Source organism: Variovorax paradoxus (assembly GCF_902712855.1).
In the GTDB taxonomy this organism is placed as follows: domain Bacteria; phylum Pseudomonadota; class Gammaproteobacteria; order Burkholderiales; family Burkholderiaceae_C; genus Variovorax; species Variovorax paradoxus_Q.
The window spans coordinates 2928359-2954059 of the sequence record NZ_LR743507.1 but is presented as its reverse complement, the minus strand read 5'-3'; the positions used below and the strand labels follow the sequence as shown (position 1 = coordinate 2954059).

Here is a 25701-nt window from a genome sequence, read left to right as displayed (position 1 = left end):
AGCGCAAGCTGCTCGGTGTCGGGCGTTGCGCCACGGCCGCATCGATGAAAGAGTTTGTTCAGCCCTCGAGGTACGGCCGCAAGGCCGCAACCGAAAGCCTTCAGGAAACCTTAAGTAAATCAATCGTTTGATTTTCAGCGTGGTCTAATGCGCCGGATGAATGCGCGCAATCCCCATCCTTCAGGCTCCCAGGCCCCGCGCCGCGCACCGCGCGCCGACGGCGCCGAGGCACGCCACCGATTGCTCCACACCGCGCTGCGGCTGTTCGCGCAGAAGGGATTCGCCAAGACCTCGACCCGCGAGATCGCCCGGGAGGCCGAGGTCAACATCTCGGCCATCAGCTACTACTTCGGCGACAAGGACGGCCTGTATGCAGCCACCTTCTGCGAACCGATGGGCGGCGATGCCAACGACCTGGTGGCCGCCTGCAACGTGCCGGGGCAATCGCTCGAGGAAACGCTGCGCATCTGCATGACGTCGATGATCGATCCGCTCAAGCAGGGCGAGATTGTGCGGCAATGCATCCAGCTGCACATGCGCGAGATGCTGGAGCCCACCAGCCGGTGGGCCGAGGAGCTCGAGCGCGACATCAAGGGCCCGCACCGCGCCATTGCCGAGCTGCTGTGCCGGCACCTGAAGGTCGACCGCGCGGACGACGACATCCATCGCCTGACCTTCGCGATCACGGGGCTGTCGATGCAGCTGTACGTGAGCCAGGATTTCATCGAGGCGATCCGCCCGTCGCTGCTGCGCACGCCGCGCGCCATCGACACCTGGGCCGATCGCCTCACGGGCTACGCACTGGCGCTGGTCGAGGCCGAGGCGGCGCGACGCCGCGCCGCAATTGCGCAGGGCACCGGGACGACAGAGAGGAAGCCGAGGAAATGAGAAGACTTCGAATGAAACTGATGGCAGCCGCCTGCGTGAGCATCGGGCTCGCCGGCTGTTCGCTGACGCGCCCGCCCGCGCAGGTGGAGGCGCCGGTGCCCGCACAGTGGCACGCCCCCCTGCCCCACGGCGGCTCGCTCGCGTCGCTGACCGACTGGTGGCGCCAGCTCGACGACCCGCTGCTGGTCGAGCTGATCGCGGCGGCCGAGGCGGCCAGCCCCAATGTGGCGAGCGCCGCGGCGCGCGTGGCCGAAGCGCGCTCCACGCGCGTGCAGGCCGGTGCGGCGCTGCTGCCGAGCCTCGACGCAACGGCGTCGGCCAGCCGCGGGCCGGCGGGCTTCTCGTCGGGCTGGCCCGCCACGGGCAGCGCCGGCGGCACGGGAAGCACGGGCGCGGCTGGCGGCAGCGAACTCTCGGCCAGCACACCCATCACCACGCTGCAGGCCGGCCTGCAGTCGAAATGGGAGATCGACCTGTTCGGCCGGCTGCGCGCCGACCGCGACGCCGCCGAAGCCAAGCAGAACAGCGCCAATGCCAAGTGGCACGACGCGCGCGTGGCGGTGGCGGCGGAGACGGCCAATGCCTATTTCGCGGAGCGTGCCTGCCAGCAGCAACTGCGCGTGGCCGAGTCGGACACGCGTTCCCGTTCGGAGACCGCGCGGCTCACCGACCTGTCGGCCAAGGCCGGCTTCACCGCGCCGGCCGACGCCGCCCTGGCGCGTGCCAGCGCTTCCGACGCCTCGGGCCGCCTCACGCAGCAGCGCGCCCAGTGCGCGGTGCAGCGCAAGGCGCTGGTGGCGCTCGCCGGCATCGACGAGACCGCGCTCGAACAGAAGCTGGCCGCAGCGCCCGCGCAGCGCGCGCTGCCCGTGGTGGGCAGCATCGCCAGCGTGCCGGCCGACGCCATCTCGCAGCGTCCCGACGTGTATGCCGCCGAACTCGGCGTGGCCTCGGCGAGCGCCGATGTGGGCTCGGCCGAGGCCGAGCGCTATCCCAAGCTCACGATATCGGGCTCCATCGGCCGCTCGCAGTTCCGTGTGAGCGGCTTCCGCCAGTCGCTCGACACCTGGAACGTGGGGCCGGTGGCGCTCACCGTGCCGCTGCTCGACGGCGGCGCCCGCAAGGCCAACACCGACGCCGCGAAGGCCCGCTACACCGAAGCGGTGTCGCTGTACCGCTCCAGCGTGCGGCAGGCGGTGCGCGAGGTGGAAGAGGCGCTGGTCAATCTCGACGCCACCGACGCCCGCACCATCGACGCCGACAGTGCGGTGAAGAACTACCAGGCGTCCTTCGACGCCACGCAGGCGCGCTACAGCAGCGGCCTCGCCAGCCTGTTCGAGCTCGAGGACTCGCGGCGAACGCTGTTCACCGCGCAGACCGCACGCGTCTCGCTGCAGCGCGAGCGCGCCGAGGCATGGGTGTCGCTCTACCGCTCGATGGGCGGCGGCTGGAACCGCGCCGCCTCCCCCGGGCCCGATACCTCTCCAGAAGCCACCGGGTCGTCCCCGACGACCACCACCCCGGCCGCCAAGGTCGCGACGTCGCCATGAAATCAATGAAGCGTTCCACCCTCGTCATCGCGCTGATCGCGCTGGTCGTCGTCCTCGCGGCGGTCTTCTTCATCACCCGCAAGTCCCCGGACAAGGCCGCCGAGCCCACGGCCGCCAACGCCAAGGACGGCAAGGACGGCAACGCGCCCCGCCCCGCGCTGACCGTCACCGTCGCGAGGCCGCAAGCCACCGAGCTCACGCTGACCCTCGCGGCCAATGGCAACGTCGCCGCCTGGCAGGAAGCCGTGGTCGGCTCCGAGTCGAACGGGCTGAAGCTCGCCGAGGTGCGGGTGAACGTCGGCGACGTGGTCCGCAAGGGCCAGGTGCTCGCCGTGTTCTCGCCCGAGACCGTGCGTGCCGACATCGCGCAGTCGCGCGCCTCGCTGGCCGAGGCCCGCGCCACCGCGGCGGATGCCGCCGGCAATGCCGCGCGCGCCCGCACGCTGCAGGCCACCGGCGCGCTGAGCCAGCAGCAGATCAACCAGTACCAGACCACCGAGCAGACCGCCAAGGCGCGCGTCGAGGCGGCCGAGGCCGTGCTGGCCGCGCAGGAAGTGCGCGGGCGCAACACGCAGGTGCTGGCGCCCGACGACGGCGTGATCTCCGCGCGCACCGCCACCGTGGGCAGCGTGGTGGCCGCCGGCACCGAGCTGTTCCGGCTGATCCGCCAGGGCCGGCTCGAATGGCGTGCCGAGGTGACCTCGGCCGAACTCGGCCGCATCGCCGTCGGCACGCCAGCCTTCGTGGTGAGCGCCAGCGGCGCGCAGGTGCGCGGCAAGGTGCGCAGCATCGCGCCCACGGTCGACCCGCAGACGCGTGCGGCGCTGGTGTACGTCGACCTGCCGGCGGTGCAGCAGAACACGGGCATCAAGGCCGGCATGTTCGCGCGCGGCGACTTCGAACTCGGCCGCAGCTCGGCGCCCACGGTGCCGCAGAGCGCCATCGTGCCGCGCGACGGCTTCAACAACGTCTTCCTGCTCAAGCCCGACAACAAGGTGTCGCAGCTGAAGGTACAGGTGGGCCGCCGCCTGAACGACCGCATCGAGATCACCAGCGCGCTGCCCGACGGCGCACAGGTGGTGGTGCAGGGCGCAGGCTTCCTCAACGACGGCGACCTGGTGCGCGTGGTGGATGCGCCCGCGACCGCGACGGCGCCCGCTTCGGCGCAGCCCGCGGCGCAACCGGCCCAGCCTGCGGCACAACCGGCCCAGCCTGCGGCTTCGGCCGCCGCGGCCAAGTGATTTCAAAGGACACGCCATGAACGTTTCCGCCTGGTCCATACGCAACCCGATTCCGGCGGTGATGCTGTTCGTGCTGCTCACCTTCGGTGGGCTGCTGTCGTTCAACGCGATGAAGGTGCAGAACTTCCCGGACATCGACCTGCCGACCGTCACGGTCTCGGCGTCGCTGCCGGGCGCCGCGCCTTCGCAGCTGGAGACCGACGTCGCGCGCAAGCTCGAGAACTCCATCGCCACCATCCAGGGCCTCAAGCACATCACCACCAAGGTGCAGGACGGCGCCGCCACGCTGATCGTCGAGTTCCGCCTCGAGAAGCCGGTGCAGGAGGCCGTGGACGACGTGCGCTCGGCCGTGCAGAAGGTGCGTGCCGACCTGCCCGCCGACGTGCGCGACCCGGTCGTCACCAAGCTCGACTTCGCGGCCCAGCCGGTGCTGGCATTCACCATCGCCTCGTCGGCGATGGACAACGAGGCGCTGAGCTGGTTCGTCGACAACGACATCACCAAGAAGCTGCTCGCGCTGCCCGGCGTGGGCGCGGTGAACCGCGTGGGCGGCGTCACGCGGCAGGTGCACGTCGACCTCGATCCGGCCCGGCTGCAGGCGCTGGGTGCCTCGGCCGGCGACATCTCGCGCCAGCTGCGCCAGGTGCAGACCGAGAGCGCGGGCGGCCGCTTCGACCTCGGTGGCAGCGAGCAGCCGGTGCGCACCATGGCCACCGTGCAGTCGGCCGACCAGCTCGCCGACATGCAGATCGTGCTGACCGACGGCCGGCGCATCCGCCTCGACCAGGTGGCGCGCATCAGCGACACCATCGCCGAGCCGCGCGCGGCCGCACTGCTCAACGGCAAGCCGGTGGTGGGCTTCGAGGTGGCGCGCAGCCGCGGCGCCAGCGAAGTGGAAGTGGGCCACGCCATCCAGAAGGCGCTGGCCGACCTGCGCGTGCAGCGCCCCGACATCGAGCTGACCGAGGCCTTCAACTTCGTCGACCCGGTGGAAGAGGAATACAACGGCTCGCTGCACCTGCTGTACGAAGGCGCCATCCTGGCGGTGGTGGTGGTGTGGCTCTTCCTGCGCGACTGGCGCGCCACCTTCGTGTCGGCCGTGGCGCTGCCGATGTCGGTGATCCCCGCGTTCATCGGCATGCACCTGCTGGGCTTCTCGGTGAACGTGATCTCGCTGCTGGCGCTGTCGCTGGTGGTCGGCATATTGGTGGACGACGCGATCGTGGAGGTCGAGAACATCGTGCGCCACCTGCGCATGGGCAAGACGCCCTATCAGGCGGCCATGGAGGCGGCCGACGAGATCGGGCTGGCCGTGATCGCCACCACCTTCACGCTGATCGCGGTGTTCCTTCCCACCGCGTTCATGAGCGGCGTGGCCGGCAAGTTCTTCAAGCAGTTCGGCTGGACGGCGTCGCTCGCGGTGTTCGCCTCGCTGGTGGTGGCCCGGGTGCTCACGCCGATGATGGCCGCCTACATCCTCAAGCCGGTCGTCGGCGAGGAGAAGGAGCCGGGTTGGCTGCGCTGGTACATGCGCGCGGTCGAATGGAGCACCCACAACCGCTTCAAGACGATGGTGCTGGCCACCCTCTTCTTCTTCGGTTCGCTGGCGATGATCCCCCTGCTGAAGACCGGCTTCATTCCGCCGGACGACAACTCGCAGACGCAGGTGTACCTGTCGCTCGCGCCGGGCTCCACGCTCGCCCAGACCACGGCCGCGGCCGAGGAGACGCGCCACCGCGTGATGAAGATCGCGCACGTGAAGAGCGTCTACACGACGGTGGCGGGCGGCAGCGCGGGCGGCGACCCGTTCGCCAACTTCGGCACGCCCGAGACGCGCAAGGCCACGCTCACGATCAAGCTCGACCCGCGCGGCGACCGGCCGCGCAAGCAGGTGATCGAGAACCAGATCCGCGCGGCGCTCGAGACCCTGCCCGGCGTGCGCAGCACGGTGGGCCTGGGCGGCTCGGGCGAGAAGTACATCCTGGCGCTCACCGGCGAAGACCCGGTGGCGCTGGCCAGCGCCGCGAGCGCGGTCGAGAAGGACCTGCGCACCATCCACGGCCTGGGCAACATCACGTCCACCGCCAGCCTGATCCGTCCCGAGATCGCGGTGCGCCCCGACTTCGCGCGGGCCGCCGACCTGGGCGTGACCAGCTCGGCCATCGCCGAGACCCTGCGCGTGGCCACGCTGGGCGACTACGACCAGTCGCTGGCCAAGCTCAACCTCGCGCAGCGGCAGGTGCCGATCGTGGTGAAGCTGGAAGACTCGGCGCGCCAGGACCTCGACCTGCTCGGGCGGCTGTCGGTGCCGGGCACGCGCGGACCGGTCATGCTGAACCAGGTGGCCTCGCTCACCATGGAGGGCGGTCCGGCCGTGATCGACCGCTACGACCGTTCGCGCAACGTGAACTTCGAGATCGAGCTGTCGGGCGTGGGCCTGGGCGACGCCAAGGCCGCGGTCGAGAAGCTGCCCTCGATCCAGAAGCTGCCGCCGGGCGTGCGCATCGCGGAAGTGGGCGACGCCGAAGTCATGACCGAGTTGTTCGCCAGCTTCGGCCTGGCCATGCTGACCGGCGTGCTGTGCATCTACATCGTGCTGGTGCTGCTGTTCAAGGACTTCCTGCACCCGGTGACCATCCTGTGCGCGCTGCCGCTGGCACTCGGCGGCGCGTTCGTGGGGCTGCTGATCGGGCAGAAGGCGCTGTCGATGCCCTCGCTGATCGGGCTCATCATGCTGATGGGCATCGCCACGAAGAACTCCATCCTGCTGGTGGAATACGCCATCGTGGCGCGCCGCGACCACGGCATGAGCCGCTGGGACGCGCTGCGCGACGCGTGCCACAAGCGCGCGCGGCCCATCATCATGACCACGCTGGCCATGGGTGCGGGCATGCTGCCCATCGCGGTGGGCTTCGGCGCGGCCGACTCGAGCTTCCGCTCGCCGATGGCAATGGCGGTGATCGGCGGGCTCATCACCTCCACCGTGCTGAGCCTGCTCGTGGTGCCGGCCGTGTTCACCTACATCGACGACATCGAGCACTGGCTCCGCCGCACCGTGCGCAAGCTGCGTGGGCAGCCGGCGGACCCGCACATCGACGACGATCTGCGGGAGGAGCCTCGGCCTGCGGCATGAGGGGTTGTTGCTTCTTTCGCTCGCGGGAGGAGCAACGGCTACGACGAGGCGCCGCGCCTGAATGAAGGCCAGTGCCCTCACCCCGGCCCTCTCCCGCAGGCGGGAGAGGGAGCGGGAGCCCGGGGCGCGAGCGTCTGATCGAGCCTGTACCGAGCCTATGCCCGGTGCGCGTCACGCCCGACATGTCGCGGGGTGCGAGAAGCAGCTTGACCGCTGCAGGAACGTCAAGACGAAAAAAATGCCGCGGGCCCCAGGCGCCGCGGCATCGACGGAAAGACGGAAGAACGCTCAGGCGTCGAGCTGCGCCAGCCGCTTCAGCTTGCGTTCGCTCATGCGCTTCGCCAGGCGCGGCAGCACCAGCACCGCGACGATCACGACGACGATCACGATCGATTCGGGCCGCTGGAAGAAGACCACCGGGCTGCCCTGCCCCATCGAGATGGCATTGCGCAGGTTGGCTTCGGCCAGCGGGCCGAGGATCATGCCGACCACCACCGGTGCGGTCGGGAAATCGAAGCGCCGCATCACCACGCCCAGCAGGCCGATGGCGAACAGCAGGAACAGGTCGAAGGTGTTCTGGCGCATGCCGTAGGCACCCACGGTCGCGAAGATCAGGATGCCGGCGTACAGCTGCGGCTTCGGTATCTTGAGCAGCTTGACCCACAGGCCGACCATCGGCAGGTTCAGCACCAGCAGCATCAGGTTGCCGATGTAGAGCGAGGCGATCAGCGCCCACACCAGCGCGGCCGAGGTGGTGAACAGCTGCGGCCCGGGCTGGATGCCGTAGTTCTGGAACGCGCCCAGCATGATGGCGGTGGTGTTCGAGGTCGGGATGCCGAGCGTGAGCAGCGGGATCAGTGCGGCAGTCACGGTGGCGTTGTTCGCAGCCTCGGGGCCGGCCACGCCTTCGATGGCGCCGGTGGTGCCGAACTCGCTCTTGGCATCGGCATCCTTCGCCATCTTCTTTTCGGTGGCGTAGCTCAGGAACGTCGGGATCTCGGTGCCGCCGGCCGGAATGCATCCGAACGGCGTGCCGATGGCCGCACCGCGCAGCCACGCGGGAATCGAGCGCTTCCAGTCGCGCGCGGTCATGTGCACGCGGGTCAGCTTGTTCTGGCCCTCGACCACGCGGCCTTCGTACAGCACCGCGTAGAGCACCTCGGCCACTGCGAACAGGCCCACGGCCACCAGCACGATCTCGATGCCGTCGAGCAGCTCGGGCATGTCGCCGGTGTAGCGGCCCTGGCCCGAAATCTGGTCGAGGCCGACGCATCCGATGGCCAGGCCCGCGAACAGTGCCGTCATGCCGCGCAGCGTGCTCTTGCCGAGCACCGCGCTCACCGTGGTGAAGGCCAGCAGCATCAGCAGGAAATACTCGGGCGCCGCGAGCCGCACCGCGTAGTCGGCCACGAAGGGCGCGAACAGCGTGACGACCACGGTGGCGATGGTGCCGGCCACGAAGGAGCCGATGGCCGCGGTGGCGAGCGCGGCGCCCGCGCGGCCGCTCTTGGCCATCTTGTTGCCCTCCATCGCCGTCACCATGCTGGCGGTCTCGCCGGGCGTGTTCAGCAGGATGGACGTGGTCGAGCCGCCGTACATGGCGCCGTAGTAGATGCCCGAGAAGAAGATCATCGAGGCCGTGATGTCGACCTTGCCGGTGATCGGCAGCAGCATCGCCACGGCCACGGCCGGGCCGATGCCGGGCAGCACGCCCACCGCCGTGCCCAGGGCGCAGCCGATGAGGCACCACAGAAGGTTGATGGGGGTGATCGCGGCCGCGAAGCCGGTCATGAGGGCGTTGAAGATGTCCATGTCAGGCCTCCCGCTGGGCCGTCCCCTTGGGGGGCAGCGAATACACGATGTGATGGGCGTGGGGGCTCATGCCGGCCTCCCGCTGGGCCGCCCCGAGGGAGGCCCGCGCCCCCTCGGGGGGCAGCGAATACACGGAGTGATGAGCGTGGGGGTTCATGCCGGCCTCCCGCTGGGCCGCCCCGAGGGAGGCCCGCGCCCCCTCGGGGGGCAGCGAATACACGGAGTGATGAGCGTGGGGGTTCATGTCAGATCCACCCTGTGGCGGTGAGGCCCGGCAGGCTGATGGCCAGGAACTTGGTGAACATCCAGAAGACCGGCGCCGAGATGGCGACGCCGGTCAGGAAATCGACGACCCACGTGCCCGGCGAATTCGCAGAGGGCTGGCCGGCGGCGCGGCGCAGGCCCTGCACCGCGAGCAGGTAGCACAGCGCGCAGCTCAGGATGAAACCGATGGTGGTGATGAGCGCCGCGTTGAGCAGCAGCCCCGCCGACACCCAGATGAAGCCGGGCCAGTAGGCGCGGTCGGCACCGCTGGGCGCATCGAGCTCGCGGAAGCCGCCGGTGCGCGCCTCCCAGGTGATCCAGGCGCCGCAGACGATCAGCACGATCGACACCAGCCAGGGAAGGAAGTTGGGGCCGACGCCGCCGTAGCCGGCTTCGGACGAGATGCCGATCGCGCCGAAGGCCAGCGCGGCGCCGGTCAGCAGCACGCCGACGCCGACCAGTGTTTGCGGCCATGTGGCCGCGGCCTGTGGGGAGGCCGAGGAGTCTGGAGTTGTCATTTTTTGCTCCCGCGTTCAGGGGAAAGAGAGCCCCTTCGGGAACACCGGGGAACCGGCTTCGCCGGCCCTCAGGTGTTGCCCCCGGCAGGGGATTGGCGCGCGCGACACGATGTGCGCGCAGCCTGGGGGCGAACCGATGTCAGACCATGCCCGACTTGGTCATGATGGCGCGCAGGCTGGCGAAGTCGTCGTCGACGAACTTCGAGAACGCGTCGCCCGACAGCACGGCCGCGGTCCAGTCGTTCTTCTTGAGCGATTCGGCCCACGAGCCGCTCTTGAGCGCGGCGAGCACCATGTCGGTCAGCGCCTTGCGCTGTTCGGCCGAGATGCCCGGCGCGCCGTACACGCCGCGCCAGTTGCCGATCTCGACGTCGATGCCCTGCTCCTTCAGCGTCGGCACGTTGATGCCCGGCAGGCGCTGTGCCGAAGTGACGGCGATGGCCTTCATCTTGCCGGCGGCGATGTACTCGGCGAACTCGCTGTAGCCGCTGCCGCCCACGGTGACGTTGCCCCCCAGGATGGCGGCGGTGGCCTCGCCGCCTCCGCGGAAGGCCACGTAGTTGATCTTTGAGGGGTCGGCGCCGACCTTCTGCGCGATCATGGCCGCGGCGATGTGCTCGGTGGAGCCGCGCGAACCGCCGCCCCACTTGACGCTGCCCGGGTCCTTCTTGAGCTGGTCGACCACGTCCTTCATGGTCTTCAGCGGCGAGTTGGCGGGCAGCACGAACACGTTGTATTCGGTGGTCAGGCGCGCGATGGGCGTGGCCTGCTCGAGCTTGACCGGCGGCTTGCCGGTGATGATGCCGCCCAGCATGACCGAGCCCATGACCATCAGCGCGTTGGCATCGCCCTTGGAACCGTTCACGAACTGGGCGAGGCCCAGTGCGCCGGCGGCACCGCCCTTGTTGTCGTAGGCGACCGTGTCGGCAACCTTGGCGTCGGTGAGTGCCTTGCCCAGCGCACGGCCGGTGGTGTCCCAGCCACCGCCCGGATTGGCGGGGATCATCATCTTGACGTTGGCGGCGGCCAGGGCGGACATCGGCAGTGCCCCGGTGGCGGCCAGTGCGGCCAAAGACTTCAGAAAGGTATCGCGACGCATGGGTTGTCTCCTGAAAACGGAAGGAACTTGAAAGGAACCTGACTCGGACCTGAGCGCTATCATGCGCCGCCCCGCTGTCAGTTGGCTGTCCACCGGACTGGGGAAAACACTGAAGACCACGCCCCGCACGCCCCGCCATCCACTCCATGAAGCTCCTGCTGGTCGAAGACGATCCCTCGATGCAGATCACCCTGCAGCGCACCCTCGGGCGCCGCCGCATCGACGTGCGCGTCTGCGGCGACGGCGCGGAGGCCGTGGGCCAGTGGCGCGCCATCGAGCCCGACGTGGTCGCGCTCGACCTCACTCTTCCCAACCTCGACGGCCTGCAGGTGCTGGCGCAGGCACGCGCCGAAGGCCTGCGCACGCCGGTGCTCCTGCTGACGGCGCGCGGCACGGTCGGCGACCGCATCATGGGACTGAACGCCGGTGCCGACGACTACCTTCCCAAGCCCTTCGACCTCGACGAACTCGAGGCGCGCATCCGCGCGCTGCGCCGCCGCAGCCAGAGCGCCATACCGGGCCTGGACATGGGGCTGAACCCGCAGGAAGTCGGCGGCCTGCGCTTCGAGCCCGACAACGGCGCCATCTACCACCGCGCAGAGCTGCTCGAGCTCACGCCGCGCGAACTGGCGCTGCTGAAGGCGCTGATGATGAAGCCGGGCCACGCAGTGACCAAGGAGCGCCTGTTCGAGCTGGTGTTTCCGGGCGAGACCGACGTGCAGTACGAGGCCATCGAGGTGGTGGTGTACCGGCTGCGCAAGAAGCTCTCGGGCACGGGCGCCGTGCTGATGACGATGCGCGGCCTCGGCTATCTGCTGCGCCCTGAGACATGACCAACCCCCAGGCTTCGCGCACTTCGTGTCGCTACGCCAACCCCCTTGCAGGGGGCAACACCGGAGGCCCGGCGAAGCCGGTTCCTCGGTGTTTCCCGACCTGCAAATCGCTTCGATGACCCGCGCGACCTCGTTGCGCGCCCGGCTGCTGCTCGGCATCCTCGCGCCGATTGCCGTGTTCATCGTGATCAACAGCGTGAGCGTGTACCGCCAGAGCCTGGCGGCCGCCACCACCGCCTACGACCGGACCCTGCTGGCCTCGGCCAAGACCATCGGCGAACAGCTCGACGTGGAGGGCTACGACGAGCTGGCGCAACTGCGCGCGATCGTGCCCTACTCCGCGCTCGAGGCCTTCGAGGCCGACAACCGCAGCCGGCTCTTCTACCGCGTGTCGGCGCTCGACGGCGAGATGATCTCGGGCTTCGCCGAACTGCCCTTCTGGCGCGGCCGCATTCCCGACCGGAGCGCCTATGCGGCACTGGTCGATTTCTACGATGCACAGTTCCGCAACCAGCCGGTGCGCGTGGCCGTGCTGCTGCAGCCGGTGGCCAGCGCGCGCGGCCGCGGCATGGCGGTGGTACAGGTGGCCGAGACGCTGGAGATTCGCGAGACGCTCGCGCGCAAGCTGCTGGTCGACATGCTGTGGCGCCAGTTCCTGCTTATGGGCGTGATCGCCATGGCCACGGTGTTCGTGGTCCAGCGCGCCACGCAGCCGGTCCGCGAGCTCGGCGAGGCCATCCAGAAGCGGCCGGCCGACGACCTCTCGCCCATCGACGCGCCCGATGCGCCGCGCGAGCTGCGTCCGCTCATCGATGCCACCACGCAGGTGATGGGGCGGCTGCAGGGCCTGCTCGACCACCAGAAGCGCTTCGTGCGCGACAGCGCCCACCAGTTGCGCACGCCGCTCGCGGTGCTGAAGGCGCAGGTGCAGTCGGCGCGCCGCGGCGACGTGGCGCCCGAGCAGGCGTTCGGCGAGATCAGCCAGACAGTCGAGCGCGCGACGACGCTGGCCAACCAGATGCTGTCGCTCGCGAAGGTCGAGCAGCTGCGCCAGCAGCCGGAGTCGGTAACGCTCGACTTCGGCGAGGTGGTGCGGCAGATCGTGCTCGACCTGTCGCCGCTGGTCGCCGACAAGGCGCTCGACTTCGAACTCGACATCGGCCCGCCGGTGCCCGTGCAGGCGCACCACTGGATGCTGCAGGAGCTCACGCGCAACCTGCTGCACAACGCGATCAAGCTGAGCCCGGCCGGCGCGCCGCTGTCGGTCTCGGTGCGTCCCGAAGGCAGCGAAGCGGTGCTGACGGTGCGCGACAGCGGACCGGGCATCTCGCCCGAACTGCGCCAGCGCCTGTTCGCGCCGTTCTCGGCCGGAAGCACCTCGAGCGGCTCCGGGCTGGGCCTGGCGATCTGCCGGGAGATCGTGATCGCGCTGAAGGGCCGCATTGCGCTGGACAACCGCGCAGCCGGCGGGCTGGATGCCGTCGTGCGGCTGCCGCTGGCACCCTAGCCGGCCGGGTCCGCGGCGCGGCACAATCCGCGTTCCCCACTTTCTCTCTCCATGGAACGTCTTCGCATCGACAAATGGCTCTGGGCCGCACGCTTCTTCAAGACGCGCTCGCTGGCCGCCGAGGAAATCGGCAAGAACCGCGTGCAGGTCAACGGCGACGTCGCGAAGGCCTCGCGCGAGGTCAAGCCCGGCGACACCGTGGCCATGCGGCTCGGCCCGCTCACGCGGACCGTGACGGTGCGCGGTCTGAGCGGCCAGCGCGGACCGGCGCCGGTGGCGCAGCAGCTCTACGAGGAAACGCCCGAGAGTATCGCGGCACAGGCCGCTTTCCGCGAACTGCGCCGCACCGGCAGCGAGCCGGCGCTGGCCATCGAGCAGGGCCGCCCCACCAAGCGCGACCGGCGCGAGCTAGACGGCGCCGTGCGCCAGCATGCCGACTGGGACAACCGCTGGAGCGCATCGCTCGACCCGGACGACGACGATCGCTGATCGCTGATCGCTGATCGCTGATCGCTGATCGCTGATCGCTGATCGCTGATCGCTTACGCTGTTGGCTTCGTTGTTCTCACGGAGTCCCCGCTTCATGGCCAGCTTCAAGAAATACCGCGTCGGCGACAAGTTCAAGCTCTCGCACATCGATCCTGACGACACGCCCTTCTGCGAAGGCGACGAGGCCGCACAGCGCGCGGAGGTCGATGCATTGGCGGTCGAGCTCGACGAGCTCCAGGACCTGCTGCATGCCGAAGGCAAGCGCAAGCTGCTGCTGGTACTGCAGGGCCTGGACACCAGCGGCAAGGACGGCACGGTTCGCTGGGTGTTCTCGCGCACCTCGCCACTGGGCGTGCGCGTGACTGCATTCAAGGCCCCGAACGATGAGGAGCGCGCGCGCGACTACCTCTGGCGCTGCCATGCGGCCGTGCCACGCACCGGCGAGATCATGGTGTGGAACCGCAGCCACTACGAGGATGTGCTGGTGCCCGTGGTCGAAGGCTGGATCGACAAGGCCGAAGCCAGGCGCCGCTATGCGCAGATCAACGACTTCGAACGGCTGCTCGTCGAGACCGGCACCGTCGTCGTCAAATGCATGCTGCACATCGACAAGGACGAGCAGCGCGAACGGCTGCAGGCGCGCATCGACACACCGGGCAAGCAATGGAAGTTCAGCATGGACGACCTCGAAGTGCGCACCAAGTGGAGCGCCTACCAGCAGGCCTACCAGAACGCGCTGAGCCACACCTCGACCGACCACGCGCCCTGGCATGTGATCCCGGCCAACAGCAAGCGGCACCGCAACGTGATGGTCGCGCAACTGCTGGTGAAGACCATGCGGCAGATGAAGCTGAAGCCCCCTCCGCCAGACCCGGCACTGAAGGGAATGATCGTCAAGTGAACGCGACCGGCCCGGTGACGGGTCTTGCGTGTCCTCCTTGTAAAGTGCGGATTCGCCTACGAAGCGGCTTCGGACGCCCCACTAAGCTGGACCGCGTACCGATTCGGGTGCACCAACCAGAAGGACTCCAACATGAAAAAACAACTTCTCTTCGTTCTTGCAGCCACCACGCTCGCATTCGCTTCGACGGCCACCATGGCCCAGCCGGGTCCGCGCCATGGCCCCGGCTACGACCGCCCGCACCATCGCCCGCACAAGGTGTGGGTGCCGGCGCACCGCGAGCATGGCCGCTATGTGCGCGGCCATTACGTCTGGCGTTGAACGCCATCGCGCGCACGCTCGCAAGGTGATCGAGGCGATCGCCCGACGCAATGAAGGCGGCGCGCGGGCAGGGCACGCCTGAATGAAAAACAGCGCGGGGTTGCCGCGCTGTTGCTTTTGCTGCTCATGGGACGAACGACCGCTGGCCGTTTGTCCCATCGCCGCTATGGAGCGGCAGGAATTCAGGAGCGCCGGATGAGCGCCTGCGCGAGCACCCGGCACTTGCCGAACTCGCACCGCACGGCCCACGTGCCGCCGTTGTCGCACGGCACGTTGTACGTCTCGTAGCCGGGCCCCTTCGAAGTGAGTTCCGCGCGCGGCTGCAGGTTGCAACGGCCGGCCTTGGCAAGGCTCTCGACGTTGTACGTGTCCACGCCTGTGCGGCGCGGCTTCACGATGATGCCGGGGTCGAAGGTGTTGCCGTAGAACGAGTCGCGCACATTCGCATCGAGGTTGCGATAGCCACGCTTGGCCATGCAATGCACGATGGCGATCTGCTGGTGATCGGCGATCAGATCCGCATCGGGCCTGCCGTTCCAGTCGATGATGGCCGCGGTGATGCCGGTGTACGACGCCGCGGCAACGATGCCCTGGCCGTGCACGGTGATCAGGCCGAGACCCAATGCGCCCCACATGGCATCGCCCGTTTCGCTGCGCGCCGTGATGCGGTTCGCCGCGGTCCGGCAATCGGCCACGTCGTTGTCATAGCGCACCTTGTCCACGCCTTCCATGGCGACCATGGGCACGTAGGAAATGCCTCGGCCCGTTCCGGGTTCGGTAGGCGTCGGTGGCGGTGCGCTGGCACATCCGACCAACGCCACGGCGGCAAACGCAATGCTCAGCAGCAGCTTCATGCAATCCCTCGTCTTCTTCGCGATAGTTGCGGGGATTTAACCATACATATAGTTACTCTTCGACCCAATTGTCGCGGACGCACGACGGAGCCAGGATCTCGCCGTAGCATGAAGGCGGCGGCTACGATCCTCTTCCCACACGAGGTTTCATGCGCCCGACCCGCCCCATCAATCCAAAGCTTTCGCGATTCCAGCTTGCCGTTGCCGTTGCCTTGTGCCTGTCGGGACCGGCGCAAGCGCAGACTCCCCCGGGGGAGGCCATGGCAAGAAGAAACGCCTGCATGGCCTGCCACGGACTCGTCCACAAGCAGGTCGGACCGGGCTTCGCGCAGATCGCGCAGCGCTATCGCAACGATGCCGAGGCGCCCGTGCGACTGGCCGCGAAGATCCGCAACGGCAGCGTCGGCACCTGGGGCCGCGTCATCATGCCGAGGCAGACACAGGTCTCCGAAGCCGATGCACAGGCGTTGGCGCGGTGGGTGCTGTCCCAGCCGGACCCGCCTTCCTGAAGCACGTCCGCCCGGGCCTGATGGCGAGGATTGGTAACAAAGTGCGAAAATTGGGTTACACGCCTTTGTGCACCAACTCCGGATGCGCCCCTTCTTTCCCTCCTTGAGCCATCGCCCGGCACCGCTGTTCGCCAATGTGGTGCTCCTGCTGTCGGTTGCGCTGCTGTGCGTCATCGGCGCATTCTTCGCATCGATGGCGAGCGTGCAGCAGCCCGGAACGCTGCTGCATCTGACACGGGCAGACTGGCAGTCCGAAGATGCCTCGGGGTTCTCGAAGCCCTCCCTGCAACAGGACAGCGCCGCCCTCCCCTCCAGCGCCTGGCAACAGGTCGAACTGCCGTTCGCGCCACCTATCGCCCTGCTGGAGCAGGCGGGATCCGCTTCCGCCACCAGGACGACCCGCACTTCCTGGATCAGGATTTCCACGAGCGACCTGCCCCCCACTGCAGCGCCCCTCGCGCTCTATGGCGCGCGGATCAAGACCGACGGGACCATTGCGGTCTATGTCGATGGCCAGCTGGTCCATCGGGCGCAGCAGCAGGGGCCGCTGTGGAACAGCACCCGCACGCCGCTGTGGATCGAACTCGACCATGCCACCGCTGGTGGCACGCCGCCGCATGAAGTGCTGCTGCGGCTCGAGCACACGCGAAATGCGCAGGTCGCACTGTCCTCGCTGTGGATCGGCCCCGTCGAGTCTCTGCGTGGTCGCCATGGCGCGCGCCAATGGCTCCAACAGGAACTGCCTGCGATGCTCAGCGCAGCCTTCATGGCCGTGGGCGTGTTCGCGCTATTCGTGTGGTTCAGGCGCCGCGATGAAACGGGCTACCTGCTGTTCTTCAACCTCGCGGCCAGCTCCTTCATGCGCGGGCTCCATTTCTATGTGAGCCAGCCGATCGCCAACGACTGGTTCGCCTGGCTGACCGTCAACGCGCTCTTCTGGCTGGTGATGGTGGTTCACTTCTTCCTTCGGCAACTGCACGGCCGGCCGCTCAGGTGGCTGACCTGGAGCGTCGTCGCGACGACCACCATCATCGGCTTCCTCACCATGCCCGTGCTGGCGATCGTTCAGAACACGCCGCAGGTCACGCCGCTGATCTACGCAGTTGCGGCGCTGATGGGCACGATGGTGTGCCTGGTGGGCGGTGTCAGTGCATGGCGCTGCTCCAACGAAGGGCGGCTGGTGGCGGTGGGCATCGGCATCTGCGTATTGCTGGGTGCCACCGACTGGCTGCTGCAGAACAACTTCATCAGCCCGGAAGGCTGGTACCTGGGGGCGTACACCAACGCCGTCACCTTCAGCGTGTTCGGGGCGCTGATGTACCGCCGCTACGTCCACGCCATCGGCGAGGTCGAGGAACTCAACCAGAGTCTCGCCGAGCGCCTGCGCAGGCGGGAGGCCGAGTTGCAGCTCAGCCACCAGAAGCTGCGCGAGATCGAGCGGCTGCAGACCATCAGCGCCGAGCGCCAGCGCCTGATGCAGGACATGCACGACGGACTCGGCTCGTCGCTGATCAGTGCCATCCGCTCCGTGGAAGGCGGCGGCATGAGCGACGACAAGGTCTCGCAGATTCTCAAGAGCTGCCTTGACGACCTGAAGCTCACGCTCGATTCGCTGGAGCCGATCGAGGCCGACCTGCTGCTGCTGCTCGCCACGCTGCGCTATCGGCTGGAGCCACGGCTCGAAGGCACCGGCGTGTCGCTGCGCTGGGAAGTACAGGAACTGCCCGCACTGGAATGGCTCGACCCGTCGAGCGCATTGCACATCCTGCGCATCGTGCAGGAGAGCATCTCGAACATCCTGCGCCACACACGCGCCACGGAAATTCGCGTAGGCACGTCGATGGCCGGCGCAGGTGTGCAGGTGACGATCGAGGACAACGGACAGGGCTTCGACGTGCAGCGCGTGACGGTCGATCCGACGGCATCGGGGCGCGGCCTGCAGAACCAGCGTCGGCGGGCGCAGGCCATACACGGCGTGGTGAACTGGGAATCGAAGCCCACGGGAACGCGCTTCGTGCTGTGGCTGCCGTTGCACCGGGTGGCTCACGCAGCTTGAGCGGCGCTGCCCCGCTGCATTGCGCCCGCTGAGTTGCCTCGCGTCCGTTCGCCTGCAGCAACGAAAAAGAAAAAGCCCCGTTGATCGACGATCAACGGGGCTTCATCAACTTGGCGGAACCGGAGGGATTCGAACCCTCGATGAGGCTCTACACCCCATACTCCCTTAGCAGGGGAGCACCTTCGGCCACTCGGTCACAGTTCCTGAAAGAAGCCGAGATTATGCCACTACTTATGCGCTCGGTTGGTCGAGATCGAAGGCTTTATGCAACGCGCGCACGGCGAGTTCCATGTATTTCTCATCGATCACGACCGAGGTCTTGATCTCGCTGGTCGAGATCATCTGGATGTTGATGCCCTCTTCACTCAGCACGCGGAACATCTTGCTTGCCACACCCACGTGGCTGCGCATGCCGATGCCCACGATGCTCACCTTGCAGATCTTGGTGTCGCCCACGATTTCAGTGGCACCCAGCGACGGCATCACCTTCGACTGGAGCAGATCGACCGTCTTCGCGTATTCGTTGCGATGCACCGTGAAGCTGAAGTCGGTCTTGCCGTCCTTGCTCAGGTTCTGGATGATCACATCGACTTCGATGTTGGCGTCCGCAACAGCGCCGAGGATGTGGTAGGCGATGCCGGGCTTGTCGGGTACGCCGAGCACCGAGATCTTGGCTTCGTCGCGATTGAATGCGATGCCGGATACGACGGCTTGTTCCATGTTTTCGTCTTCCTCGAAAGTGATCAGCGTGCCGGACTTGGCCTCTTCATTGATGTCGATGTCCCAAGGCGTGAAGCTCGAGAGCACGCGCAGCGGGACCTTGTACTTGCCGGCGAATTCCACCGAGCGGATCTGCAGCACCTTGGAGCCCAGGCTCGCCATCTCGAGCATCTCTTCGAAGCTCACCGTGGTGAGGCGGCGTGCGTCGGGCTCGACGCGCGGGTCGGTCGTGTAGACGCCGTCCACGTCGGTGTAGATCAGGCATTCGTTCGCCTTCATGGCCGCGGCAATGGCCACGGCGGAAGTGTCGCTGCCGCCACGGCCCAGCGTGGTGATGTTGCCATCGTCGTCCACGCCCTGGAAACCGGTGATGACCACGACTTTGCCGGCATTCAGGTCGGCCATGACGCGCGCGTCGTCGATGCTTTCGATGCGGGCCTTGGTGTACGAGCTGTCGGTACGCACCGAAACCTGCCAGCCTGCGTAGCTCACGGACTCGACGCCTTCGGCCTGCAGCGCGATGGCCAGCAGCGCCGAAGAAGCCTGTTCGCCGGTCGACGCCAGCATGTCGAGTTCGCGGCTGTGGGCCACGCCCGGTTTGCTGGGCGCCAACTCCTTCGCCAGGCCGAGCAGGCGGTTGGTTTCGCCGCTCATGGCGCTCGGAACCACGATCATCTGGTGGCCGGCACGCGCCCACTTGGCGACGCGCTTGGCGACATTCTTGATGCGCTCGGTCGAGCCCATCGACGTACCGCCGTATTTGTGAACGATCAATGCCATGGGTGAAATCAGAGATAAGAAAAGGGCCGCTTGAAAGGCGGCGCCCTGCAAGCGGTCAGAGCGAAGTCTTCGGCGAGGGCGGGGCATTGTACCAATGCAGGAAATCGCCCTCCCGCTCCGCAAAGCCGCCTCCCACCTTGAGATGGATGCGGTGCCCCCGCGTGGTGCATGCACGGACCTGGTCGAGCAGTTGCGCGAGCTGGGCGGCACTGGGCCCGCAGCCATGCGAATGCATCAGCCAGTGGCGCAGCACATTGGCCTGCCGGGCGCGCGAAAGCACCTGCAGTGCGGCAATGCGCGGCGGATCGCCTACCGTTGCCAAGTCTTGCTCGGCCAGGTCGCCGAGCAGTTGCTGCGCCTGCGCTGCGTGACCGACGCTGCGCGCAAAGGTGGCGCGGAACTGCGGGAACACTTGCGCCAGGGCCGGCAACAGCACGGCGCGAATCCGGTTGCGGGTGTAGCGTTCGTCGCCATTGGTCGGGTCGTCGATCCAGGGCAATTCGTGGACATCGAGCCACGCCCGAATCTCGGCGCCCGAGACTGCCAGCAGCGGCCGATGGACGTCCAGTCCATTGCGCCGAATGCACGCCGGCATGGCTGCCAAGCCCGGCAGCCCCGCACCGCGCGAAAGCGCCAGCATCAGCGTTTCGACCTGATCGTCGGCGTGGTGGCCCAGCGCGATGGATTCGACAGCCGGCGAGGCCCCTTCTCCATATGCCATCTCGGCGAAAGCCTCATAGCGGGCGCGGCGGGCCGCATCTTCGGGACTGTCTCCCGGTGCGTGACGTGCATCGACCCGATGAACACGCAGCGGAACGCCAAGGCGTTCGCATACGGTACGGCAATGGCGTTCGAAGTCGTCGGCCGCGGCCTGCAGCCCGTGGTGCACGTGAAAGGCCAGCACCTGTTCCGGCCAGCGCGCTGCGCAGGCGGCGAGCAACGCGGTCGAGTCGGCTCCGCCGCTGAACCCCACTGCCAGCGGCCAATGCGCCGGCTCGAACGCGGCCATGGCGCGTTCGAAAGCGGAGTTCATGGCGAGCGCCTGTGCTTACCTGCCGGCGTCGGCCTTCGTGTCGTTGAAACGACCGTAGCTCTGCAGGCGCTCGTAGCGGCGCTCCAGCAGCTCCTTCGGCTTGAGGTCGCTGACCTGGCGGAATGCATCGTTGAGTGCGCGCTTGAGGAAAGCCGCCATCTGGCGATGGTCGCGGTGCGCACCACCGACGGGTTCGTTCACGATCTTGTCGACCAGGCCCAGCGCCTTCAGGCGGTGAGCCGTGATGCCGAGTGCATCGGCGGCTTCCTGCGCCTTCTCGCTGGTCTTCCACAGGATGGAAGCGCAGCCCTCGGGGCTGATGACCGAGTAGATCGAGTACTGGAGCATCACGAGCTGGTCGCCGACCGAAATGGCCAGAGCGCCGCCGGAGCCACCTTCACCGATGATCGTGACGATGATCGGCACCTCGAGCTGCGCCATCTCGAAGATGTTGCGGCCAATGGCTTCGGACTGGCCGCGTTCTTCGGCGTCGATGCCGGGATACGCGCCAGGCGTGTCGACGAAGGTGAACACCGGGAGCTTGAACTTCTCGGCCGTCTTCATGAGACGCAGGGCCTTGCGGTATCCCTCCGGCTTGCTCATGCCGAAGTTGCGCGCCGTGCGTTCCTTCGTGTCGCGGCCCTTCTGGTGGCCGATCACCATGCACGGTACGCCGTTGAAGCGTGCGAGACCGCCCACGATCGACAGGTCATCCGAAAAATGCCGGTCGCCGTGAAGCTCGACGAAATCGGTGAAGATCTCGTTGACGTAGTCGAGCGTGTAGGGACGCTCCGGATGCCGTGCGATCTTGGTGATCTGCCACGGCGTCAGGTCGCTGTAGATGTCCTTGGTGAGTTGCTGGCTCTTCTTGCCGAGCTGATCGATTTCTTCAGAAATGTCGACCGCCGATTCGGTCTGCACATAACGCAATTCTTCGATCTTGGTTTCGAGTTCAGCAATGGGCTGCTCGAAGTCGAGGAAGGTTCGTTTCGCCAACGTCTTCTCCTGTTTATTTCAATTGACTGTCCGCCAGCCCGTCGCGTCATCCACTCCGGGAACACCGTGGAACCGGCTTTATCGGCCGCCGGTGCTGCCCGCGAGCGGGTTGGCGAAGCAACACGCGGCGCGCGCAACCTGGGGTGTTGCTAGTACGCGACTGGAACGGGATCCAGCGATCGCCAAATATACCAAGTCGCCACACTGCAATAAGGCGCCCAGGCCACGGCGACGTCGCGGGCATCGCTGCGGCTGACCGGATCGCCCGAAAAATAGTTGACGCTGATGCCGTTGAGCAGGCCCAGGTCATCGACCGGGAGCACGTTCGGCCGCATCAGGTGGAAGATGAGGAACATCTCGGCCGTCCAGCGGCCGATGCCGCGGATGGCCACGAGCTCCTCGATGATGTGCTCATCGGCCATGTCCTTCCACGAATCGACGTGGACCATGCCCGAGTCGAAGTGCAGCGCCAAGTCGACGAGGTACTCGATTTTGCGTGCCGACAGCCCGGCCGCGCGCATGTCGTCGACCTTGAGCTTGAGCACGTTCGCCGGCGTCAGCTTGCGCGGCAGTGCGGCGAACTTGTCCCACACCGACTGAGCGGCCTTCACCGAGATCTGCTGGCCGACCACACTGCGCGCGAGCGTGGTGAAGGCGTCGCCGCGCGACTCGAGGCAGGCATCTCCGAACTTCGGAATCAGCCGCTTCATGACGCGGTCCTTCTTGGAAAGATGCTTGCACGCCTCTTCCCAATAGTCCGGCGTGTAGATCTGTACGCTCGACTTACGGGTCGCAGGCATGGGGTTCGTCGTTCCGTTCACTGCGCAGCCGCCCAGGTCGTTCCCGTGGGCGAGTCCTTGAGCACGATGCCCTGCTCGAGGAGTTCCTGGCGAATGCGATCGGCTTCGGCGAAGTCCTTCGCGGCCTTGGCGGCAGCACGGGCATCGATACGGCCCTGGATGGTGGCCTCGTCGAGCGTGGCGCCGGCGCGCAAGAAGGCCTTGGGGTCGTCCTGCAATATCTGCACGCAGCCGCCCAGGGCCTTCAGCAGACCGGCTTGCGCGGCCGACTGCGTGCGGTTGACTTCACCCGCCAGGTCGAAGAGCACGGCAACCGCCTCGGGCGTGGCGAAGTCTTCGTCCATCGCCGCCTTGAAACGCGCGGCGTAGGCGTCGGTCCAGTCGATCTTGACGTCGGCCGGCGTCACCAGGTCGAGCGCCGTGTACAGGCGCTTGAGCGACGCCCGCGCGTCGTCGAGGTGCACGTCGCTGTAGTTCAACGGGCGGCGATAGTGCGCGCGCAGCACGAAGAAACGGATGGTCTCCGCGTCGTACTTCTTGAGCACATCGCGGATCAGGAAGAAGTTGCCCAGGCTCTTGGACATCTTCTCGTTGTCCGTCACGATGAAGCCGTTGTGCATCCAGTAGTTGGCGAGCGGCTTGTCGTTGGCGCCCTCGCTCTGCGCGATCTCGTTCTCGTGGTGGGGAAACTGCAGGTCCTCGCCGCCGCCGTGGATGTCTAGCGTCTCACCGAGCAGTTCGCATGCCATCGCCGAGCACTCGATGTGCCAACCCGGGCGTCCCGGACCGAACTCGCTGGCCCACTTCACTTCCTCAGGTTCGCTGGCCTTCGCACTCTTCCAGAGCACGGGATCGAGCGGATCGTCCTTGCCGTCGAGCACGGCCACGCGCTCACCCGCATGCAGTTCGTCGATCGACTTGCCGCTGAGCTTGCCGTAGCCGGGAAACTTGCGCACCGCGTAGTTCACGTCGCCGTTGTCCGAGCGATAGGCGAGGCCCTTCTTCTCGAGCGTGCCGATCATCGAGAGCATCTGCGGGATGTAGTCGGTGGCGCGCGGCTCGTGCGTGGGGCGCTCGATGCCGAGCGCGTCCGCGTCCTCATGCAGCGCGTCGATCATGCGGTCGGTCAGCGCGCGGATGCTCTCCCCGTTCTCCACGGCCCGGCGGATGATCTTGTCGTCGATGTCGGTGATGTTGCGCACGTAGGTCACGCCGTAGCCGCTCACCTTGAGCCAGCGCTGCACCACGTCGAACGCGATCATCGAGCGCGCGTGGCCGAGGTGGCAGTAGTCGTACACCGTCATGCCGCAAACGTACATGCGCACCTGTCCGGGATGCAATGGGGAGAATTCCTCCAATTCACGCGACAGCGTGTTGTAGATGCGCAGACTCATGAGATTCGGAAAACGTCATTTCGCGCTCGTGCAATACGAGCGAAAGACGGTGTTTTTCAGGGGTGAAGGGGGCTGTGGTCGCGAGGGGTTCGACATGGCCCCTCGGCTACAATCCGACCGAGTATAAACGTCTGCCGCCAAGCGGCGTCCGGGTGTTCCCCAAGCCCGCATCCCCCCATTTCTGCAGAGGCTTCATGAAGCACGCCGCGTTCTCCAGACTCTCCATTGCCTTCGCCCTGCTGTTCAGCCTGTGGGGCTCCGCCGCACAGGCCAACGAGTACGACGACGTCAACACATTGCTGCGCCAGGGCAAGTCCGCTGAAGCGCTGGCCAAGGCCGACACCTACATCGCCGGCAAGCCGCGCGACCCGCAGATGCGCTTCCTGCGCGGCGTGATCCTCACCGAGCAGAACAAGCAGGCCGAGGCCATCACCGCATTCACGCAACTCACGCAGGACTTCCCCGAGCTGTCCGAGCCCTACAACAACCTGGCCGCGTTGTATGCGTCGCAAAGCAAGTTCGACCAGGCCCGCGCAGCGCTCGAGCAGGCCATCAAGCTCAACCCCAACTACGCCACGGCGCACGAGAATCTCGGCGACGTGTACGCCCGCCTCGCAGCCCAGGAATACGTGCGTGCGCAGCAGTTCGCCAGCACCAATTCGAGCGTGGCGCCCAAGCTCGTGCTGATCCGCCAGATCTTCACTTCCAAGACCGAGGCCGAGGCCGCCGCCCTGCCCGCGGCGCCACCGGTGATCCGCAAGCCGGTCGGCCGCACCAGCAAGTAATCGCCACGGCCGTCGCGGGCACGCCGGCCACGGCGCCCGTTGCACGGCCACCGCTTCATCATTCGCACACGGAGCATCACTTGACCATTCACGCATTGCAGAAGTTCAGCCGCCGCGGCGCCCTCGCGCTGGCCGCCGCATTCGCCTTCACCGCCGGCGCCCACGCGCAAACGGCCGCTCCGCGCGTCAAGCTGGCCACGTCGGCCGGCGACATCGTGGTCGAACTCGACGCCGCGAAGGCCCCCAAGTCGGTCGAGAACTTCCTGCAGTACGTCAAGGACAAGCACTACGACGGCACGGTGTTCCACCGCGTCATCGACGGCTTCATGATCCAGGGCGGCGGCTTCACCGCCGACATGCAGCAGAAGCCCACGCGCGCGCCCATTCCGCTCGAGGCGAGCAACGGCCTGAAGAACGACAGGTACACGATCGCGATGGCCCGCACCGGCAATCCGAATTCCGCGACGTCGCAGTTCTTCATCAACGTGAAGAACAACGACTCGCTCAACGCCCCCAACCCGGACGGCTACGGCTACGCCGTGTTCGGAAAGGTCGTCGCCGGGACCGACGTGGTCGACAAGATCCGCACCGTGTCCACCGGCAACAAGGGTGGCATGCAGAACGTGCCGCTCGAGGCCGTCACCATCAAGTCCGCCACGCTGCTGGCGAAGTAATTCATTTCCCAAGAAGGAGTCCCGCCATGAGCAACCCCCAAGTCGAACTGCACATCAAGAACTACGGCGTGATCACGCTCGAACTCGACGCCGAGAAGGCGCCGAAGTCGGTCGAGAACTTCGTCTCGTACGTGAAGAAGGGCCACTACGACAACACGGTGTTCCACCGCGTGATCCCCGGCTTCATGGTGCAGGGCGGCGGCTTCGAGCCCGGCATGAAGCAGAAGCCCACCGACGCCGAGATCCAGAACGAGGCCAACAACGGCCTGAAGAACGACAACTACACCGTCGCCATGGCCCGCACCAGCGCGCCGCACTCGGCAACGGCCCAGTTCTTCATCAATGTGTCCGACAACGGCTTCCTGAACCACACCGCCCCCTCGGCGCAAGGCTGGGGCTATGCCGTGTTCGGCAAGGTCATCAACGGCACCGACGTGGTCGACAAGATCAAGGCCGTGAAGACGGGCCGCAAGGGCTTCCACGACGACGTGCCGCTCGAGGACGTCGTGATCGAAAAGGCTGTCGTCATCGCCGAGTGACGGCC

The 25701-nt window shown here is 67.1% G+C and carries 23 protein-coding genes and 1 tRNA gene; 14 read left to right on the top strand and 10 right to left on the bottom strand.

Annotated elements, in window-relative coordinates; genetic code table 11:
• Positions 1-240 precede the first annotated feature (240 nt).
• Genes AACL56_RS13510 through AACL56_RS13495 form a run of 4 tightly spaced genes read left to right on the top strand, consistent with a single transcriptional unit; the run spans position 241 to position 6812 of the window.
• Positions 241-888: a TetR/AcrR family transcriptional regulator gene (locus tag AACL56_RS13510; protein ID WP_339090330.1), complete on the top strand. Its 648-nt coding sequence runs from the start codon at positions 241-243 to the stop codon at positions 886-888.
• A complete protein-coding gene (locus AACL56_RS13505) occupies positions 885-2438 on the top strand; it encodes an efflux transporter outer membrane subunit (RefSeq protein WP_339090329.1) in 1554 nt (517 codons plus the stop codon). Before AACL56_RS13510 ends, AACL56_RS13505 begins: the two co-directional genes overlap by 4 nt.
• Positions 2435-3679 carry an efflux RND transporter periplasmic adaptor subunit gene (locus tag AACL56_RS13500; RefSeq protein WP_339090328.1) on the top strand — a complete coding sequence of 415 codons (1245 nt, stop codon included), beginning with the start codon at positions 2435-2437 and terminating at the stop codon, positions 3677-3679. Before AACL56_RS13505 ends, AACL56_RS13500 begins: the two co-directional genes overlap by 4 nt.
• Before the next feature lie 16 nt (positions 3680-3695).
• Positions 3696-6812 carry an efflux RND transporter permease subunit gene (locus AACL56_RS13495; RefSeq protein WP_339090327.1) on the top strand — a complete coding sequence of 1039 codons (3117 nt, stop codon included), beginning with the start codon at positions 3696-3698 and terminating at the stop codon, positions 6810-6812.
• Between the two features lie 288 nt (positions 6813-7100).
• On the opposite strand, the gene AACL56_RS13490 is transcribed toward AACL56_RS13495, so the two are convergent.
• The 3 genes from AACL56_RS13490 to AACL56_RS13480 all read right to left on the bottom strand — a co-directional run bounded on the left by AACL56_RS13490 (position 7101) and on the right by AACL56_RS13480 (position 10505).
• Positions 7101-8624, bottom strand: coding sequence for a tripartite tricarboxylate transporter permease (locus AACL56_RS13490; RefSeq protein ID WP_339090326.1), 1524 nt, complete (start codon positions 8622-8624; stop codon positions 7101-7103).
• Between the two features lie 245 nt (positions 8625-8869).
• Positions 8870-9406: a tripartite tricarboxylate transporter TctB family protein gene (locus AACL56_RS13485; RefSeq protein WP_339090325.1), complete on the bottom strand. Its 537-nt coding sequence runs from the start codon at positions 9404-9406 to the stop codon at positions 8870-8872.
• A 139-nt stretch (positions 9407-9545) separates the two neighbouring features.
• Positions 9546-10505, bottom strand: coding sequence for a tripartite tricarboxylate transporter substrate binding protein (locus AACL56_RS13480; RefSeq protein WP_339090324.1), 960 nt, complete (start codon positions 10503-10505; stop codon positions 9546-9548).
• A 146-nt stretch (positions 10506-10651) separates the two neighbouring features.
• Here AACL56_RS13480 and AACL56_RS13475 point away from each other — a divergent pair, with 146 nt between their 5' ends.
• The 5 genes from AACL56_RS13475 to AACL56_RS13455 all read left to right on the top strand — a co-directional run bounded on the left by AACL56_RS13475 (position 10652) and on the right by AACL56_RS13455 (position 14556).
• A complete protein-coding gene (locus AACL56_RS13475; RefSeq protein ID WP_339090323.1) occupies positions 10652-11338 on the top strand; it encodes a response regulator transcription factor in 687 nt (228 codons plus the stop codon).
• Positions 11339-11453: 115 nt separating this feature from the next.
• Complete coding sequence (locus AACL56_RS13470) at positions 11454-12845, top strand: sensor histidine kinase (RefSeq protein ID WP_339090322.1); 1392 nt, start codon at positions 11454-11456, stop codon at positions 12843-12845.
• A gap of 51 nt (positions 12846-12896) precedes the next feature.
• Positions 12897-13334: an RNA-binding S4 domain-containing protein gene (locus tag AACL56_RS13465; protein ID WP_339090321.1), complete on the top strand. Its 438-nt coding sequence runs from the start codon at positions 12897-12899 to the stop codon at positions 13332-13334.
• A gap of 94 nt (positions 13335-13428) precedes the next feature.
• Complete coding sequence (locus tag AACL56_RS13460) at positions 13429-14235, top strand: PPK2 family polyphosphate kinase (RefSeq protein WP_339090320.1); 807 nt, start codon at positions 13429-13431, stop codon at positions 14233-14235.
• A gap of 132 nt (positions 14236-14367) precedes the next feature.
• The gene (locus tag AACL56_RS13455) at positions 14368-14556 is read left to right on the top strand and encodes a hypothetical protein (protein WP_339090319.1); all 189 of its coding nucleotides are present in this window, start codon (positions 14368-14370) and stop codon (positions 14554-14556) included.
• Positions 14557-14738: 182 nt separating this feature from the next.
• Here AACL56_RS13455 and AACL56_RS13450 read toward each other — a convergent pair whose 3' ends face one another.
• On the bottom strand, positions 14739-15410 hold the full coding sequence (locus AACL56_RS13450; protein WP_339090318.1) for a hypothetical protein: 672 nt from the start codon (positions 15408-15410) through the stop codon (positions 14739-14741).
• Between the two features lie 260 nt (positions 15411-15670).
• Between AACL56_RS13450 and AACL56_RS13445 the strand changes: the two genes are divergently transcribed.
• Together AACL56_RS13445 and AACL56_RS13440 are read left to right on the top strand one after the other, a co-directional pair.
• Positions 15671-15919: a c-type cytochrome gene (locus AACL56_RS13445; RefSeq protein ID WP_425337012.1), complete on the top strand. Its 249-nt coding sequence runs from the start codon at positions 15671-15673 to the stop codon at positions 15917-15919.
• Positions 15920-16022: 103 nt separating this feature from the next.
• Entirely contained in the window at positions 16023-17975 is a 1953-nt protein-coding gene (locus AACL56_RS13440) for a sensor histidine kinase (RefSeq protein WP_339090316.1), read from the top strand.
• A 111-nt stretch (positions 17976-18086) separates the two neighbouring features.
• On the opposite strand, the gene AACL56_RS13435 is transcribed toward AACL56_RS13440, so the two are convergent.
• The 6 genes from AACL56_RS13435 to cysS all read right to left on the bottom strand — a co-directional run bounded on the left by AACL56_RS13435 (position 18087) and on the right by cysS (position 23698).
• Positions 18087-18179 (bottom strand) — tRNA-Ser (locus tag AACL56_RS13435).
• 27 nt (positions 18180-18206) lie between these two features.
• Positions 18207-19475, bottom strand: coding sequence for an aspartate kinase (locus AACL56_RS13430; protein ID WP_339090315.1), 1269 nt, complete (start codon positions 19473-19475; stop codon positions 18207-18209).
• A 55-nt stretch (positions 19476-19530) separates the two neighbouring features.
• Complete coding sequence (gene tilS, locus AACL56_RS13425; protein WP_339090314.1) at positions 19531-20508, bottom strand: tRNA lysidine(34) synthetase TilS; 978 nt, start codon at positions 20506-20508, stop codon at positions 19531-19533.
• Positions 20509-20523: 15 nt separating this feature from the next.
• Positions 20524-21504, bottom strand: coding sequence for an acetyl-CoA carboxylase carboxyltransferase subunit alpha (locus AACL56_RS13420; RefSeq protein ID WP_339090313.1), 981 nt, complete (start codon positions 21502-21504; stop codon positions 20524-20526).
• A 149-nt stretch (positions 21505-21653) separates the two neighbouring features.
• Positions 21654-22304, bottom strand: a complete 651-nt coding sequence (locus tag AACL56_RS13415) for a DNA-3-methyladenine glycosylase family protein (protein ID WP_339090312.1) — start codon at positions 22302-22304, stop codon at positions 21654-21656.
• A gap of 17 nt (positions 22305-22321) precedes the next feature.
• Positions 22322-23698, bottom strand: a complete 1377-nt coding sequence (gene cysS / locus AACL56_RS13410; RefSeq protein WP_339090311.1) for a cysteine--tRNA ligase — start codon at positions 23696-23698, stop codon at positions 22322-22324.
• A gap of 194 nt (positions 23699-23892) precedes the next feature.
• Between cysS and AACL56_RS13405 the strand changes: the two genes are divergently transcribed.
• The 3 genes from AACL56_RS13405 (at position 23893) to AACL56_RS13395 (ending at position 25696) form a co-directional block, all read left to right on the top strand.
• The gene (locus AACL56_RS13405) at positions 23893-24483 is read left to right on the top strand and encodes a tetratricopeptide repeat protein (protein WP_339090310.1); all 591 of its coding nucleotides are present in this window, start codon (positions 23893-23895) and stop codon (positions 24481-24483) included.
• Positions 24484-24563: 80 nt separating this feature from the next.
• Positions 24564-25157 (top strand): peptidylprolyl isomerase, encoded by a 594-nt coding sequence (locus tag AACL56_RS13400; RefSeq protein ID WP_339090309.1) that lies wholly within the window; start codon positions 24564-24566, stop codon positions 25155-25157.
• A gap of 26 nt (positions 25158-25183) precedes the next feature.
• Complete coding sequence (locus AACL56_RS13395) at positions 25184-25696, top strand: peptidylprolyl isomerase (RefSeq protein ID WP_339090308.1); 513 nt, start codon at positions 25184-25186, stop codon at positions 25694-25696.
• Positions 25697-25701: the final 5 nt, after the last annotated feature.